This window comes from Anaerovirgula multivorans (assembly GCF_900188145.1).
In the GTDB taxonomy this organism is placed as follows: Bacteria; Bacillota; Clostridia; order Peptostreptococcales; family Natronincolaceae; genus Anaerovirgula; species Anaerovirgula multivorans.
In genome coordinates this window covers 189,414-206,218 of sequence record NZ_FZOJ01000001.1, presented here as the reverse complement: position 1 = coordinate 206,218, position 16,805 = coordinate 189,414, and the positions used below count along the sequence as shown (strand labels likewise).

Annotated in this window: 19 protein-coding genes; 18 read left to right on the top strand and 1 reads right to left on the bottom strand. The window is 32.3% G+C overall.

Translation table 11 applies throughout. From position 1 onward, the window contains the following. The first annotated feature begins 8 nt into the window (after positions 1–8). From CHB72_RS01115 to CHB72_RS01080, 8 genes are all read left to right on the top strand, one after another. Positions 9–386 carry a PadR family transcriptional regulator gene (locus CHB72_RS01115; RefSeq protein ID WP_089281014.1) on the top strand — a complete coding sequence of 126 codons (378 nt, stop codon included), beginning with the start codon at positions 9–11 and terminating at the stop codon, positions 384–386. A 244-nt stretch (positions 387–630) separates the two neighbouring features. Next, entirely contained in the window at positions 631–1,824 is a 1,194-nt protein-coding gene (locus CHB72_RS01110; RefSeq protein WP_330396947.1) for a pyridoxal phosphate-dependent aminotransferase, read from the top strand. 73 nt (positions 1,825–1,897) lie between these two features. Then, a complete protein-coding gene (gene purB, locus CHB72_RS01105; protein WP_089281013.1) occupies positions 1,898–3,337 on the top strand; it encodes an adenylosuccinate lyase in 1,440 nt (479 codons plus the stop codon). Between the two features lie 41 nt (positions 3,338–3,378). After that, entirely contained in the window at positions 3,379–4,677 is a 1,299-nt protein-coding gene (gene asnS, locus CHB72_RS01100) for an asparagine--tRNA ligase (protein WP_089281012.1), read from the top strand. 202 nt (positions 4,678–4,879) lie between these two features. Next, positions 4,880–5,584, top strand: a complete 705-nt coding sequence (locus CHB72_RS01095) for a pseudouridine synthase (RefSeq protein WP_089281011.1) — start codon at positions 4,880–4,882, stop codon at positions 5,582–5,584. Positions 5,585–5,608: 24 nt separating this feature from the next. Then, positions 5,609–6,061: a GNAT family N-acetyltransferase gene (locus tag CHB72_RS01090; RefSeq protein ID WP_089281010.1), complete on the top strand. Its 453-nt coding sequence runs from the start codon at positions 5,609–5,611 to the stop codon at positions 6,059–6,061. A gap of 8 nt (positions 6,062–6,069) precedes the next feature. Then, the gene (locus tag CHB72_RS01085) at positions 6,070–6,648 is read left to right on the top strand and encodes a class I SAM-dependent methyltransferase (protein WP_089281009.1); all 579 of its coding nucleotides are present in this window, start codon (positions 6,070–6,072) and stop codon (positions 6,646–6,648) included. Between the two features lie 44 nt (positions 6,649–6,692). Continuing rightward, positions 6,693–8,093 (top strand): oxaloacetate decarboxylase subunit alpha, encoded by a 1,401-nt coding sequence (locus tag CHB72_RS01080; protein WP_089281008.1) that lies wholly within the window; start codon positions 6,693–6,695, stop codon positions 8,091–8,093. A gap of 42 nt (positions 8,094–8,135) precedes the next feature. Here the strand turns inward: CHB72_RS01080 and CHB72_RS01075 are convergent, their stop codons facing one another. Next, the gene (locus tag CHB72_RS01075; protein WP_089281007.1) at positions 8,136–8,777 is read right to left on the bottom strand and encodes a hypothetical protein; all 642 of its coding nucleotides are present in this window, start codon (positions 8,775–8,777) and stop codon (positions 8,136–8,138) included. A gap of 160 nt (positions 8,778–8,937) precedes the next feature. Between CHB72_RS01075 and surE the strand changes: the two genes are divergently transcribed. The 10 genes from surE (at position 8,938) to CHB72_RS01025 (ending at position 16,790) form a co-directional block, all read left to right on the top strand. Beyond that, on the top strand, positions 8,938–9,702 hold the full coding sequence (gene surE / locus CHB72_RS01070; protein ID WP_089281006.1) for a 5'/3'-nucleotidase SurE: 765 nt from the start codon (positions 8,938–8,940) through the stop codon (positions 9,700–9,702). Between the two features lie 190 nt (positions 9,703–9,892). Beyond that, positions 9,893–10,108: a 4Fe-4S dicluster domain-containing protein gene (locus CHB72_RS01065; RefSeq protein ID WP_089281005.1), complete on the top strand. Its 216-nt coding sequence runs from the start codon at positions 9,893–9,895 to the stop codon at positions 10,106–10,108. Next, complete coding sequence (locus tag CHB72_RS01060; RefSeq protein ID WP_089281004.1) at positions 10,098–11,237, top strand: 2-oxoacid:acceptor oxidoreductase subunit alpha; 1,140 nt, start codon at positions 10,098–10,100, stop codon at positions 11,235–11,237. Before CHB72_RS01065 ends, CHB72_RS01060 begins: the two co-directional genes overlap by 11 nt. Position 11,238: 1 nt before the next feature. After that, entirely contained in the window at positions 11,239–12,066 is an 828-nt protein-coding gene (locus CHB72_RS01055) for a 2-oxoacid:ferredoxin oxidoreductase subunit beta (protein WP_089281003.1), read from the top strand. Positions 12,067–12,101: 35 nt separating this feature from the next. Continuing rightward, complete coding sequence (locus tag CHB72_RS01050) at positions 12,102–12,656, top strand: 2-oxoacid:acceptor oxidoreductase family protein (protein ID WP_089281002.1); 555 nt, start codon at positions 12,102–12,104, stop codon at positions 12,654–12,656. A 49-nt stretch (positions 12,657–12,705) separates the two neighbouring features. Continuing rightward, positions 12,706–13,572 carry a MurR/RpiR family transcriptional regulator gene (locus CHB72_RS01045; RefSeq protein ID WP_089281001.1) on the top strand — a complete coding sequence of 289 codons (867 nt, stop codon included), beginning with the start codon at positions 12,706–12,708 and terminating at the stop codon, positions 13,570–13,572. A gap of 284 nt (positions 13,573–13,856) precedes the next feature. After that, entirely contained in the window at positions 13,857–14,462 is a 606-nt protein-coding gene (locus tag CHB72_RS01040; protein ID WP_089281000.1) for a histidine phosphatase family protein, read from the top strand. An 18-nt stretch (positions 14,463–14,480) separates the two neighbouring features. Then, complete coding sequence (locus CHB72_RS01035; protein WP_089280999.1) at positions 14,481–14,921, top strand: hypothetical protein; 441 nt, start codon at positions 14,481–14,483, stop codon at positions 14,919–14,921. A gap of 210 nt (positions 14,922–15,131) precedes the next feature. Then, complete coding sequence (gene cmk / locus CHB72_RS01030; RefSeq protein ID WP_207652469.1) at positions 15,132–15,818, top strand: (d)CMP kinase; 687 nt, start codon at positions 15,132–15,134, stop codon at positions 15,816–15,818. A gap of 129 nt (positions 15,819–15,947) precedes the next feature. Then, positions 15,948–16,790, top strand: coding sequence for a 4-hydroxy-3-methylbut-2-enyl diphosphate reductase (locus tag CHB72_RS01025; RefSeq protein WP_089280997.1), 843 nt, complete (start codon positions 15,948–15,950; stop codon positions 16,788–16,790). Positions 16,791–16,805 lie beyond the last annotated feature (15 nt).

Sequence of the window (16,805 nt, the reverse complement as noted above, 5' to 3'; positions counted from 1 at the left end):
TGCTGACTATGATGATAAAGAGTGAAAGAAATAGACAATTTCCTTCGAAGATTAGCACAACACAGCTTGTAAAACTATACATACTGCATTTGCTCTCTCTTAAGAGTTATTATGGAAATGAATTAATCGATGAAATTAGGAGCAGAATGGATTATAAATGGGAACCTAGTCCCGGAATGATTTATCCTTTATTAAGAGAACTTGAAGGAAATAATTATATTAAAGGATGGTGGAAAGAGCCAGACAAAAGATCGATTAGACATTATCGTATAACAGATGAAGGAATAGAACACTATAAAAATATTAAAAGGTTATATGAATCGGTTTTACTAGATTCATTAACAATTATAAAGAATACTTTAAAAGATATCTATAAACGAGATTGAGCTATTGATTAAATATATTTTTTTCTACATTTTTCTATCAGTAATCACAAAAATCTGGTAAAATTAAAGGTATGCAGAAATATGTATATAGATATACGCCTTTAGACTTAAATTTTAATATACACGGTCTACGGTTTCGTCCAAAACCAAGGACTGCAAATGTAGCCCTTAGTATATTAAAATTTAAGGGCGTATCTATAATTAATTTAGTGGCAAAATTAATAAATATTATGGAGGGGAATCAATGAATATTACACTTTCTAAAAAAAATCTTAACATTTCAGCATCACCGACATTATCCATTGATGCTAAGACAAAGCAGATGAAAGCAGAAGGTATAGATGTTATTAGTTTTGGTGTTGGAGAACCAGATTTTCAAACTCCAGAAAATATCAAGAAAGCTGCTATAGCGGTCATAGAAAAAGGATCAATAGGTTATACTGCCGCTGCAGGATTACCAGAATTAAAGAAGGTTATTTGCCAAAAACTTGAAAAAGAAAATAATTTGTCCTATCATCCTGAAAATATCATTGTATCTAATGGTGCAAAACATTCATTGTATAACATTTTTCAAGCAATATGCAATCCTGGAGATGAAGTTATTATTCCTGTTCCCTATTGGGTAAGCTATCCAGAACTAGTAAAAATGGCGGATGGGATTCCTGTATACATAGAATGTAGTGAAGAAAATCAATTTAAATTAAAGAAAGAAGACTTGTTATCAGTAATAACGTCAAAAACAAAAGCTATTATTTTAAATAGCCCATCCAATCCAACTGGATCTCTTTATTCTAAAGAGGAGTTAGAAGAAATTGCTGAAGTAGCTGTTAGAAATAATCTTATCGTTGTCTCTGACGAAATATACGAAAAATTGGTTTATGATGGTCAGATTCATATTAGTATTGCCAGTCTAAACAATGAGATAAAAGAAAGAACTATAGTAATTAATGGAATGTCTAAAGGATATGCTATGACTGGCTGGAGAATAGGCTATACAGCATCAACAAAAGAAATCGCTAAAGTGATGGGAAATATTCAAAGTCATGCTACCTCTAACCCTAACACAGTAGCACAATATGCAAGCATTGAGGGGTTAAAAGGAGATCAATCTTCAGTAGAAGAAATGAGAAAAGCTTTTGACGAGAGAAGAAAATACATGGTAAATAGAATAAATGCAATAAAGGATTTATCTTGTATTACGCCAAAAGGTGCTTTTTATGTAATGATGAATATCTCGAAATGGATTGGGAAAGAGATAAAAGGTCATACTATTAAAAATTCAATTGATTTTGCAGAAATACTGTTAGAAAATGCTAAGGTAGCAATTGTACCAGGCCTAGCATTTGGAGCTGATGATTTCATGAGATTATCCTATGCTACTTCATTAGAAAATATTGAAGAAGGACTTAATCGAATTGATGACTATTTGAACAAATAAGATATGGGGACTTCTCATATCTTATTTGTTGAAGCATACCGTATTGAATTAATGATTTGAAGAAAGGAGCAATATGAATTTGAGTTCATCAACATATCAGAACCCTTTAATTGAAAGATATACAAGTAAAGACATGAACTATTTATTTTCCTCCGACAATAAATTTATTACCTGGAGAAAATTATGGATTGTACTAGCAGAAGCTGAACAAGAATTAGGCTTGCCTATCTCTGATGAACAAATAGAAGAATTAAAGAAATATAGAGATACAATCAATTATGAAGTAGCAAAAAAGAGAGAGCAGGAAACAAGGCATGATGTGATGTCTCATGTCTTTGCTTATGGAGAACAATGTCCTAAAGCAAAACCTATTATACACTTAGGAGCAACAAGTGCATTTGTAGGTGATAATACAGATATTATCATTATGAGGGATGCATTACAATTAATAAAAAAGAAATTAGTTAATCTCATTTTTGTACTATCGAAATTTTGTAATGAATATAAAAACTTACCTACATTAGGGTTTACACATTTTCAGCCAGCACAATTGACAACTGTTGGGAAAAGGGCTACACTATGGTTACATGATTTATTAATGGATTTAGAAAATGTAGAAACGCAATTGAATAAAATGAAGCTTAGAGGTGTAAAAGGCACAACAGGTACGCAAGCAAGCTTTATGAACCTCTTTGATGATGATGATGATAAAGTGAAAATGCTTGATAAAAAAGTAGCTGAAAAAATGAGCTTTGAAAAAACTTTTCCAGTTACGGGACAAACCTACACTAGGAAATTAGATTATGAGGTATTATCCATATTAAGTGGTATAGCACAAAGTCTACATAAAATGACAAATGATATTAGACTATTACAAAATCTTAAGGAAATAGAAGAACCATTTGAAAAGAATCAAATAGGATCCTCGGCAATGGCATATAAGCGAAATCCCATGAGAAGTGAACGAATTGCTTCGTTAGCAAGGTATATAATAGCTGGGGTGCAGAATACTGCAATGACGGTATCTACTCAATGGTTTGAAAGAACCTTAGATGATTCAGCAAATAGGCGCATTGTCATACCTGAAATATTTATGGCTACTGATGCGATTTTAGAGATTTCCATAAATGTTAGTAATGGATTAGTAGTATATGAAAATATGATCAATCAACATATTGAAAAAGAATTGCCTTTTATGGCAACAGAGAATATTATTATGGAAGCTGTAAAAAATGGTGGAGATCGGCAAGAGTTACATGAGAAAATAAGAATACATTCTATGGAAGCTGCCAAGGTAGTGAAAATTGAAGGAAAAGAAAATGATTTATTACATCGAATCCTTCAAGATCGTACCTTTAATCTTTCAGAGAATATATTATCCCAGATCATGAATCCGTTAAACTTCATTGGGAGAGCACCACAACAGGTTACAGAGTTTCTAGAAGAATATATTCATCCACTCTTAGAAGTAAACAAAGAGTTAATTGGAATTGAAGTTGATTTAAAGGTTTAAATTAAATTGAATTATACAAGTAAATTTGGAGGTGTAGCCCAATGGCTGTATTCACAACTATAGAAGAGATAAATAAACATGATGGACAAGAAGTTCTTCTAAGAGGCTGGTTATATAATAAACGTTCTAGTGGTAAAATACATTTCCTACAAATAAGGGATGGTTCTGGGTTTATTCAAGGGGTTGTTGTTAAAAATGAAGTGCAAGAAGAAGTTTTTAAGGCATGCAAAGACTTGACACAGGAATCTTCCATGGAAGTAATCGGCATAGTACAAAAAGACGATAGAGCGCCAAGTGGCTTTGAATTATTAGTTAAGGATGTTCAACCAGTACATATTGCTGAGGAAGGTTATCCAATTTCTCTTAAGGAGCATGGCACAGATTTCTTAATGGAAAATAGACATCTTTGGATGAGAACACCTAAACAAAATGCTATATTAAGAATCAGAGATGAAATTAATCTAGCCATTAGATTGTTTTTCCATGAAAGAGGCTTCGTATTAGTAGAACCTCCTATCATTACCCCGTCCTCCTGTGAAGGAACAACAGAATTGTTTGAAATAGATTATTTTGGGGAAAATGCATATTTGTCACAAACAGGACAATTATATGCAGAAGCTGCAGCAATGGCCTTTGGTAAGGTATATAGCTTTGGACCTACCTTTAGAGCTGAAAAGTCAAAAACTAGAAAACATCTTAATGAGTTTTGGATGGTAGAACCAGAAATGGCCTTCGTAGATTTTGAAGGCAACTTGAAAATACAAGAGGAAATGTTAGAATACATTGCACAAAAGGTACTTCAAAATAAACAATATGAATTAAAAATACTAGGAAGAGATACATCAAAGCTAGAAAGTATTAAAGCACCATTCCCTAGAATCTCCTATACAGACGCAGTAAAAATGCTAAAGGAAGCAGATTATGAGTTTGAATGGGGTGATGATTTTGGTGCTCCGCATGAAACCTATATTGCAGAACAGTTTGATAAACCAGTATTTATCACACATTTTCCAACAGCAATGAAGGCTTTCTATATGCAGCCTGATCCTACGAATCCAGATGTTATTTTGGGAGCTGATTTAATTGCCCCAGAAGGCTATGGCGAGATTATTGGTGGTTCCCAGAGAATTCATGACTTGGATTTGATTTTACATAAAATCAAAGAAGAAAATTTACCTATGGAAATTTATGAATGGTATTTAGATTTAAGAAGATACGGATCAGTACCCCATTCAGGATTTGGATTAGGACTAGAAAGAACAGTTGCGTGGATATGTGGTATAGATCATATTAGACAAACAATTCCTTTTGCCCGTACATTAAACCGTGTATATCCATAGTAACTGATGAATTTTTAAATAATAAAGCTAATTGTGGTCTAATAAGACTACGATTAGTTTTATTAATAAATGGCTATTATTTCTTAGTGTTTCTCAAGTAATTAAAAGAATAAAAATTGAATAAGAGGGAATTTTCTACTTATATACATACAAACAACAGTAGACTTTTAAGGTGTAAAGTAGATTAAAGGAAGTGAAAGGAATGCGCCTGCAAAAATACTTAGCCTCCTGTGGAATCGCTTCAAGAAGAAAAAGTGAAGAATTAATAGAGAAGGGTATCATTAAAGTAAATGGAAAAGTGATTACAGAGATGGGATATACGGTAGATCCAGATAATGACAGAATCACCATAAATGATAAACCTGTTGAATTAACTGAGAAAAAGGTATATATTCTATTAAATAAGCCTACAGGGTATATAACCACTGCATCAGATCAATTTAACCGAAAGAAGGTAATAGATTTAGTAGATTTACCCTATAGGATTTTTCCTGTAGGGAGATTAGATTATAACACATCGGGCTTGTTGCTGCTAACAAATGATGGAGAATTAACCTTTAAATTGACACACCCTAAATTTAAAGTTACAAAGACCTACATTGCTAAGGTAGAAGGCATAATGACAGACAAAGAAATGCAAATGATTAGAAATGGTATACCAATAGAAGATTATGTTACCTTGCCTGCGAAAATAGAGCTCCTTAAAAAAGATAGAAAACATAGTATTGTAGAAATAATCATTAGAGAAGGCAGAAATAGACAAGTAAGAAAAATGTGTGATGCTGTTGGGCATCCTGTTATGGCTTTAAAAAGAATAGCTATGGGAAATATATCACTAGGGGAGGTTCCTATTGGTAAGTGGAGATACTTAACTGAAAACGAGATTAAATACCTGAAAGAGCTATAAAAATATGATAAAGGAGTAAAAAAAATGATTACTGTTAGAAAAATACTTCGAGATGAAATTGAAGCTTTGGTAGATTTTTATCAGGATAATGTTTTTTATGAAGAAGATAGCAACCAAGAATTTATAGTTGCTTTTGATAATAATCAATTTTTAGGATTTACACAAATTGATATTGGGCAACACATAGCGGAAATAATTAATATTTATGTAAATGAAAATGAAAGGGGACAGGGCTTAGGTGATGGATTATTAAGAGCTACATTGAATTATCTTGAAAAGAACGGTTACCTATGGACTTTGGTTCAGGATAATATACAGCTTAATGGATTCCTAAGAAAAGAGGGATTTGTTTTACTTCGAGAGGCTTCAATTTCAACAGCTATCATGGACGCAATAAAGGATTATGATTCTAACTCTACATATTATTGCAATATACCGCTATTCTTTAAAAAAGGGTGTAAAAATAATAAAAACTGAGGTGTGAAATGAACTCAAAGTCAATCCATAGGACAACTGATTTTTTGCACTCTTTATTAAGAGAGCGAATTCATCAAGGTGGGACTGTAGTTGATGCTACAATGGGCAATGGTCATGATACCTTATTTCTCTGGGAACAGGTGAGTTCTTCAGGTATTGTATATGCTTTTGATATACAACAAGAATCATTAGAAAAGACTAGACAGCGGTTTAAGGAAAGAGACATAACAATTGATTCAACCAACATTAAACTGATTCTCGATGGGCACGAAAATATGGAAAAATATATAACACAGCCGATAGATGCTGTCATGTTTAACTTGGGTTATCTGCCAGGTGGGGCTAAGGAAATAGTTACGAATCCTAACACTACTATAAAAGCTCTTTCTATAGCATTATCATTGTTAAAAAAAGGGGGGATCATCTCTTTTATTATTTATTATGGTCACTTAGGTGGAATGGAAGAAAAGAATGCCTTGCTTACTTATGTTAATCAGCTAGAGGATTCTAAATTTACAGTATTAAAATGTAGTTATATGAACCATAAAAATAATCCCCCTATAATTTTAATTATAGAGAAAAAATAATTTTTTTTATTATTACTCATACTTTAATAAGGAGGTAAGTGCAAATGAATACAAAATTAAAAATTACTGAAACTGTATTTAGAGATGCTCATCAATCTCTACTTGCTACTAGAATGAAAACTGAAGATATGTTGCCTATTGCAGAAAAAATGGATCAGGTAGGTTATCATTCACTAGAAATGTGGGGAGGAGCAACCTTTGATTCCTGCCTAAGATTTTTAAATGAAGATCCTTGGGAGAGGCTGCGAAGCATACGAAAGGTTGTTAAAAACACAAAACTACAAATGTTATTGAGGGGTCAAAATTTATTAGGATATAAGCACTATGCAGATGATGTAGTCAGTGAATTCGTTAAGAAATCAGTTTATAATGGTATAGATATTATTAGAATATTTGATGCTTTAAATGATTTGAGAAATTTAGAAACTACTTTAAAGGTCACAAATAAAGAAGGTGGACACGCACAATGTGCTATTTCATACACAATTAGTCCAGTCCATAATTTGCAATACTATGTAGACAAAGCTAAAGAAATGGAAAACTTAGGAGCAAACTCAATCTGCATCAAGGACATGTCTGGTATTCTTACTCCATATATTGCCTATGACTTAGTAAAACAGCTTAAGCAGGCAGTAAAAATCCCTATAGATTTGCACACTCATTATAGTAGTGGAATCGCCTCTATGACCTATTTGAAAGCAATTGAAGCTGGAGTAGATATTATTGATACCGCCATCTCCCCCTTAGCATTGGGAACTTCTCAACCACCGACAGAGCCTATAGTAGCTGCTTTAAAAGATACACCATACGATACTGGCATGAATTTAGAGTTGTTAAGTGAAATAGCGGATTATTTTAGACCTTTACGTGATAAATATTTAAAAGAAGGGCTTATTGATCCCAAGGTATTGGGTGTAGATGCAAATACGCTTATATATCAAGTTCCTGGGGGCATGCTATCAAATTTAATCTCTCAATTGAAGCAGCAAAATAAATTAGATAAATTCGAAGAGGTATTAGCTGAAGTGCCAAGGGTTAGGGAAGATTTAGGTTTTCCGCCACTAGTAACACCAATGAGTCAAATGGTTGGAACACAGGCAGTATTTAATGTAATTATGGGAGAACGCTATAAAATGGTGCCTAAAGAAATAAAAGATTATGTGGGTGGTTTATATGGGCAACCTACAATACCAATAAAAGAAGAAATACAAAAGGCAATTATAGGTAATAAAGAGTTAATTACCGATAGACCTGCTAATCATATACCACCTCAATTAGAATCTTTAAAAAACGAGATGAAGGAGTATATGGAGCAGGAGGAGGATGTATTATCCTATGCTCTTTTCCCTCAAGTTGCAATGAACTTCTTTAAACAAAGATGGGCAGAAAAATATAAGATAGAGTCTACCTTATATAATGAAGAAGAAAAAACACATCCAGTGTAAAAAAATCACAAAACAGATAGCTCCTAGAATACTAGGGGCTATCTATATACAAGAATTATGAACAAATACTTTAGTAAGTTTATTGCTAGTATATGTGATAGCAATGCCTTCGGTATCTTGAGGAATATTTTTATAGCACTTTAAGCACATCAGATCGTTTTTTCTAATTAATTCTCTATTATGTTGCACCTCTAAATTACCATACTTTTTCCAGCTTTTCCAACCTGTTTTACATAATAAATGTCGTTTTGGATGGTCAGCATAAACCCATTTTAAAATTCGGTGAAAATGAAAAGGATATTTTGTATAAGTGATGAAGCTTTTTGGCAATCCTAAATCAATAGTATATTCTTCAAACGTTTTTTCTATTTTTGTCTGAAGAGGATCCTTGATTTCTGTTTTTATAAAATGATATCCATGATCTTCAAGCCATAGGGCTAATGCATCAAACATATAACCACGACAAATTTCAATGCCTTCATTTTTATTGACTCTTAGCTTTTTTAACATTTTCTTTACGATAGGTATCACATATTGTATATAAGCTTTATTTTCGAAATTTTGGTTTCTATAGAATTTCAAAGGAATAATTTCATATGTAAATTCACCAGTTTCTGTTCTTAGAACACCAATAATTGTTCCACCAAGTAGGCTTCCGCTACCTGCATCATCAATTTGAATCAAAGTATCACCTCAATAAGAAAGATATATTTAATTAAACAAAGTTAGTTCTTATATTATTTGTAATTGATGGACTATATATGATTAAATTATTAATAAATATTAAACATATAAGGCTTTATAATTAAAATTTAGAGGCGTATCCTTATAAAGGAGGAAAAATATGAGGATTTTAGTTACAAATGACGATGGCATATTTGCAGAAGGGATATACTATTTAGCTAAAGGGTTACAAAATATTGGTGAAGTAATTGTAGCGGCTCCTAATACAGAAAGAAGTGCAACAGGGCATGCGATCACTATACACCATCCTCTAAGAGTGGATAAAGTTAAGTTTTTTGATACAACGATTGAGGCCTACTCGATTAATGGTACACCAGCAGATTGTGTAAAATTAGCAACTGAAGCGTTGTTAAAGGACAGAAAGCCTGATCTTGTTGTTTCCGGTATCAATAACGGACCTAATCTTGGAACAGACGTTATTTATTCTGGCACTGTATCAGCAGCAGTAGAGGCAGCTATTATGGATATTCCCTCAATCGCTATATCTATGGGGAATATTCATATAAAAGAATACACAGATGCATCGGATTTTGCATGCAGGATGGCGGAGAAAATATTTCATCATCAGAGTATTATAGATACAATTATTAATATAAACTATCCAACCTGCCCAAAGGATAAGATAAAGGGAGTAAAAGTAACCACTCTAGGAATCAGAAAATATGCTAATACATTTATTGAAAGAAAGGATCCCAGAGGAAATTCCTATTACTGGACTTCAGGCACAGTAGTTGAAATGGAGCAAAATACAGAAAGTGATATTGTAGCTTTGAAAGACAATTATATCTCTATTACACCTATACATTTTGATTTAACTCATTTTAAAACCTTCGAAAAAATTAAAAGCTGGAATTTTGAAATATAACCTAATAAAATAGGTTATATTTTTTTGCGAAAAAACAGTGAAAAATGAAAAATGTGAAATAAAAATTGCAAAACAAATAAATATTTTTTGAATTATGAAATATAAATTGCAAAATAGTTGAAAGAATGATATTCTGTTATTAAGAAGAAGAAAATGTAATAGTTTATGAAGATGGAGGGAGTTGTAAAGGGTGGCTAATGAAAAAGTTAACAAAGAATTAAAAACTGTTAAAGAATGGTGCAAGGGATGTAACATTTGCGTTGAATTTTGTCCTGTGAAAATTTTAGAGCTAAAGGACGATAAAATTCATATTACAGATAAAGAAAAGTGCATAAAATGTGGCTTATGTGAATTAAGATGTCCAGATTACGCTATTTATTTGGAGGTGGATAACAATGAAAAATAGAAAAGTAAAATTAATGCAGGGGAATGAGGCATGTGTTGAAGGAGCTCTTGCAGCAGGGATGAAATTTTATGCAGGCTATCCTATAACTCCTTCCACAGAAATAGCTGAGATTTGTGCACAAAAGTTGCCGCAGATAGGTGGCAAATTCATTCAAATGGAAGATGAAATTGCTGGCATGGCTGCAACAATTGGAGGTTCACTAGCAGGGCTTAAATCTATGACAGCAACCAGTGGACCAGGGTTTTCATTGAAGCAAGAAAATATTGGTTATGCAGCATTAGCAGAAATCCCATGTGTGATAATAGATGTTCAAAGAGCGGGCCCAAGTACTGGATTACCAACAGCACCTTCACAAGGAGATATTATGCAGGCTAAATGGGGGACCCACGGTGACCATCCAGTTATAGCACTATCTCCTACTTCTGTAAGGGAAACCTTTGATTTAACCATAAAAGCCTTTAACTTAGCAGAAAAATATAGAACACCAGTATTTTTGATGTTGGATGAAATTGTTGGACATATGAGAGAAAAAATAGAGATTCCCGCTGAAGATGAGATAGAAGTAATAGATCGATTAAAGCCAGAGGTGGGAGATACAAATTATATGGCATATAGGCCAGTAGAGGGTGGATTAGTACCACCAATGGCTGCCTTTGGAGAAGGATTTAGCTTTCATGTAACAGGATTGATGCATGATGAATTCGGATTTCCTACAAATGATGCTGAAGTATCTGACAACCTTTTAAGAAGAATAATGAAAAAAATAGATGTAAACGTTAACGACATTATAATGTATGAAGAGGAGCAAGTAGAAGATGCCGATTTAATTGTATTAGCCTATGGTGGTACAGCTCGTTCTGCTAGAAGTGCAGTAAAAAAGGCTAGAGAATTAGGTTTAAAGGTAGGATTGTTTAAAGCTTTAACAATATGGCCTTCTCCAGAAAAAAGAGTAAAAGAGTTAATTTCAAATACAAAAAAAATACTAGTGCCTGAATTAAATTTAGGACAATATGTATTGGAAGTAGAAAGAATCGTTGCAGGGCAAGCTGAAGTAAGTCATTTAGGCAAAGTTAATGGAGAGGCAATTACTCCTGAAGAAATCCTAACTAAAATTAGGGAGGTGCTATAAGATGCATACAGGTAGCGAGTTATTAAAAAATAATTTTAGAATGGAAAGATTACCTCATATCTGGTGTCCAGGCTGCGGACATGGAATTTTAATGAAGGCTGTTGCACAAGCTATTGATAACTGTAATCTAGATAAGAAAAAGGTATGTGTTATATCGGGAATTGGATGTTCGTCGAGGGCTCCAGGGTATATGGATTTTAATACCTTACATACAACCCATGGAAGAGCACTAGCTTTTGCTACAGGTGTAAAGCTAGCAAATCCAGAGCTTAAAGTTATCGTTATAACTGGAGATGGTGATTGCACTGCGATTGGTGGAAATCATTTGATCCATTCAGCTAGAAGAAATATAGACATTACGACAATTGTATTTAATAATAACATTTATGGAATGACTGGCGGACAATACTCACCAACAACGCCAACTGCTGAATTTGGAACAACAGCACCCTTTGGAAATATTGAAAAAGCTTTTGATGTATGTAAACTAGCTGCTGGTGCGGGCGCTACTTATGTTGCTAGGGGAACAGCTTATCATACAACTCAATTAATAAAATTAATTGAAAGTGCTATAGAAAATAAAGGATTTTCTCTGGTTGATGCAATTAGTACCTGTCCAACTTATTACGGACGAAAAAACAAAAAAGGTTCTGCTGTAGATATGATGAAGTACTTGAAAGATTTTGCAGTTGATGCAAAGGTAGCTGAAAAATTACCAAAAGAAAAGTTAGATGGGAAATTTTTAATAGGAGAATTTAAGAAAACTACTGAACCAGAATACACTGAAGAATACATGAAAATCATAGAGATGGTTCGTGAAAGCAAATAGTCTAAAAAAATTAAGTAGATTAAAGGAGAGATGTTATGAAGAGTCAACAGGAAATAAGACTCAGTGGCTCTGGGGGTCAAGGCTTAATTCTAGGTGGTATTATTTTAGCAGAAGCGGCAATAATAGATGGAAAAAATGCTGTGCAATCTCAATCCTATGGGCCTGAAGCAAGAGGTGGTGCTAGCAAGGCTGAAGTAATTATTAGTAGTGATGTCATTGATTATCCCAAGGTAGAAAAGGCAGACGTATTATTAGCTTTAACTCAAGTGGCATATGACAAATATATAAAGACATTAAAAGATGATGGTATTCTGATTATTGATTCAATAGTAAAACATAATAATACAACTCATAAAATTCTACAGATACCAATATTATCAACGGCTGCAGAAAAAGTCGGTAAATCTATGGTTGCTAATATTGTAGCAATTGGTTCAATTCAACAGTTAACAAACATTGTTACAAAGGAAGCACTAGAGAAAGCAGTTCTTAATAGAGTTCCTAAAGGAACAGAGGAGTTAAACAAACAAGCTTTGATGGAAGGATATCATTTAGTTGAAGAACACACATCCTTGAAGGTCATTGTTTAGAATATTAAGTATTTAATACAAAAATATTATAAAAGTGGGATGAGGACCTATGAAAGAGGAAAAAAAAGATTTAATACAAGAGATCCAAAAAAACTTTACTAGATTAAGTAAAGGACAAAAACTGATTGCACAATATATTGTTGATAATTATGATAAAGCTGCATTTATGACTGCTTCAAAATTATCTAAGATCGTTGGAGTTAGTGAATCCACAGTTGTAAGATTTGCAAACGCTTTAGGTTTTGATGGATACCCTCAACTACAGAAAGGTTTACAGGACATTATCAAAGTAAAGCTTACGACTGTTCAACGGGTAGAAATGGCTAGAGATTACTCTGGCGAAGAGATGATTTTAAAGAAAATGTTCAAATCTGATATAGAAAATATTCGTTCTACACAAGAAAGTATGGATTTTGAAGTCTTTCAAACAGTTGTGGATAAGATATTAGCTGCGGACAAGATCTATATCATTGGACTTAGAAGTTCAACAGCATTAGCCCAATACTTAGGATTTTATTTAAATATGATTCTAGATAATGTGAAAATTGTAGGATACGGCATTAGCGATATTTTTGAACAAATGCTTAGGGTATCTGATAAAGATTTAGTTATTGGTATAAGCTTTCCAAGATACTCTAATCGAACTGTAGAAGCACTAAAATATGCTAAAGAACAAAATGCAACGATTGTTTCAATTACTGATAGCTTTATGTCACCAATATATGGAATATCTAATTACTGTTTAACAGCTAAAAATAATATGGCATCCTTCGTCGATTCCCTAGTAGCCCCCTTAAGCTTAATTAATGCACTCACAATAGCAGTTGGGATGCGAGAAAAAGAAGAAATAACAGCATACTTTAATAAATTAGAGACTTTATGGGATAAACATCATGTTTATGATACAGAAAAGTAAAAAGTCTTCTTTTGAAAAAGTTAAAGATCTACCTTAGATGGAACAAATAACGAAAATGATAACTTATATATAATCCTATAAAGTTTTAATTTTACTCTGTGAAAGTGACTGATATCAAATCAAAGATTTGAGTCATCTACTTTTTTATTGATCATAAAAAAAGATTAGGGTACCTAATAATAAAAAGGTACTCTATTTTTTTGTTATATGAATAGTTGTAATAATTTCCTTAGTATTTGAGCATAAATAAAAAAAACTATACTTACAAATAGAGGCAAGATAAAATGAAAAAATTATATATAGCTAGACATGGAGAAACCAATTGGAATCTACAAGGAAGAACACAGGGTATAAAGGATTCTGAATTGACTGAGCTAGGATTACAGCAGGCAGATTTATTGGCAGAAAGACTAATAAATGAGAATATCGAAGTTATTTACTCAAGTTGCTTATCTAGGGCTAAATCAACAGCGTCAATTATCAGTAATAGAGTCAATGTACCATATTTTTGTAATGAAGATTTAAATGAAATCAATTATGGACGATGGGAGGGGCTAACGAGTCAAGAAATAGAAAGATTGTATCCTAATGAATTAAAGAAATGGAGAAACGAACCACATAACGTCTGTATACCAGAGGGCGAAAAACTATTAGCAGCTCAAGAAAGAATAGTAAAATTTTTTGAAAGACTAGTTATTAATTCCTTCTATTCTAACATATTAGTGATTAGTCACAGTACAATCATTAAATTATTACTATTACATATTTTGGGAATGGAATTATGTAGTTATTATCGATTAAAACAACAAAATTGTAGTCTAAATATTATTAGTTTTGAAAATTATGGACCTGTATTATTGAAATATAATGATCAATGTCATTTAAAATAAGAAATCATGGTGAAGACAATGAAAAGTTTGAAGATAGATAAAATAGAAAAAATCTTTTTCTTTATTTCAATACATTTTATTTTAGGAATTCTTGTTTTTAACTATTATACAAATTACTTTAGATACTATCATACCTCCTATTTTAGTGACAGAAGCCAATATAGCTTATATCTGCCATTAGATCAAGAAAGTTTTATAAAGCTACAGTTGATAGCAGATAAGAATTATCCTGACCTGGAGGTGTTAATTAATGGTGAAATTTTTCAAACATTTAGAAAAGACGAAGTGCTGCTAGTTCCTGTAAAAAAAGGAGATGTAGTTCAAATTAATGGTACCATGTATAAAGATAAGATAAAACTAGAAGTGGTAGATAAATCTCTAAAACTAAAAGGAGAAGACTTAGCAAGGCAAGTTATTGTGAACCAGAATATAGAATTTCTATGCTTAATTCGATTTTAATAGCCTCTATACTTTAATTTCATATGCTTTCATCTATTGCTGAAGACTGCAAATGTAGCCATTAGTGTATTAAACTCTATAAGCGTATATCTATACTTGAGTAATTGAAAAAATTAATGTATAATTTTAATAGTGTATGCCACAACAGAGAGGTTAAGCAAAAATAACCACCCTACTGGTGGTTTAAACACTTTAATGGGAGGAATATTATTGAATAATATACAAATAGCTATTGATGGACCAGCAGGAGCAGGTAAGAGTACAATCGCTAAAAAAATAGCTGAAAGTCTTGATATAACATATATTGATACTGGTGCTATGTATAGAGCTTTAACTTATAAAGCTATTATGAATAATATAAGTATGTATAATCATGAAGAAATAATTCAACTGGCAGCTAATACGGATATAAATATTAATAAAGGCGAGTTATATGTTGATGCAAAATATGTAAAGGATGAGATAAGAAGTCAAGGGGTAAATGATCATGTTTCCTACATAGCTCAGATTCCCGGAGTGAGAAAAATATTAGTTAAACTTCAAAAAAAAATTGCATTGGGTAATAGTGTAGTTATGGATGGTAGAGATATTGGTACTTTTGTTTTGCCAGATGCAGATATAAAAATATTTTTAACAGCTTCGATTGAAGAAAGAGCATACAGACGATATTCTGAGCTGTTAAAGCAGGGTGAAAATATAGACTTAAAGGATATTGAAAAGTCGATAGTGGAAAGGGATAGAATTGATACTGAGCGAGAGTACGCTCCATTAGTTAAAGCAGAAGATGCTATCATTATAGACACTACAGGTTTAAACATAGATGAAGTAGTAGAAAGGATAATAAATTTGATTATGAAAAAAATAAAAAAGGATAGTAATACTTTATTAAACAACTAAGAATGATAACCTTTTCAAAAACTATTAAATAATAAAGAAGGAATTTTTAATATTTTATAGAAATTAATTTTGGACTACTTTTTATGATAAAATACTTAACATAACATGTTGTTTAACAGGAGGCTAATAATGAAAGTAATACTAGCTGACTACTCAGGATTTTGCTTTGGAGTAGAAAAAGCCATCAACACTACCTTTGAAGAATTAGAAAAAAAGCAAGTGAAAGATAACATTTCTTCACTAGGCCCCCTTATACATAATAATCAGGTAGTAAAAGACTTAGAAGAGAAAGGGGTAAAAGTATTTGAAGATATTAATGATATATCTACTGGATCAGTCATTGTGAGATCCCATGGCGTATCAGAAGAAATATATGAAATTGCTAAAGACAAAGGATTAAACATTATTGATGCAACCTGCCCATTTGTAAGAAGAATACAAAATATTGCTAAGAAATATCATGATAAAGGATATACTATAGCTATCATTGGTAATCCAAAACATCCAGAGGTTATAGGGATTAATGGATGGTGTAATAATGAAGCGATCATTATAAAAGATGAAGAGAATTTAAAACAAATACCTAAGTTTGATAAGCTATGTGTAGTAGCGCAGACAACAATGTCAGTTGATCAATATGAAAAAATTATTGAACAACTAGAAAATTATGCAAATGAAATTGTAAAATTTAATACGATTTGTTCAGCCACTAAAGAAAGACAACTGGCAGCAAAAAACTTAGCAGAGAAGGTAGAGGCAATGATTGTAATTGGCGGATATCATAGTTCCAATACTCAAAAGCTAGTGTCTATCTGTGAAGAAATAAAACCTGATGCTACCTACCATGTAGAAACTGTAGAAGATTTACCGCTAAAAGATATAAAACAATACAAAATAGTTGGTGTAACTGCTGGAGCATCTACCCCAAAATGGATTATTAATGAAATTATTCATAAACTAAGTAATATATAATTTAACTAAGGAGGC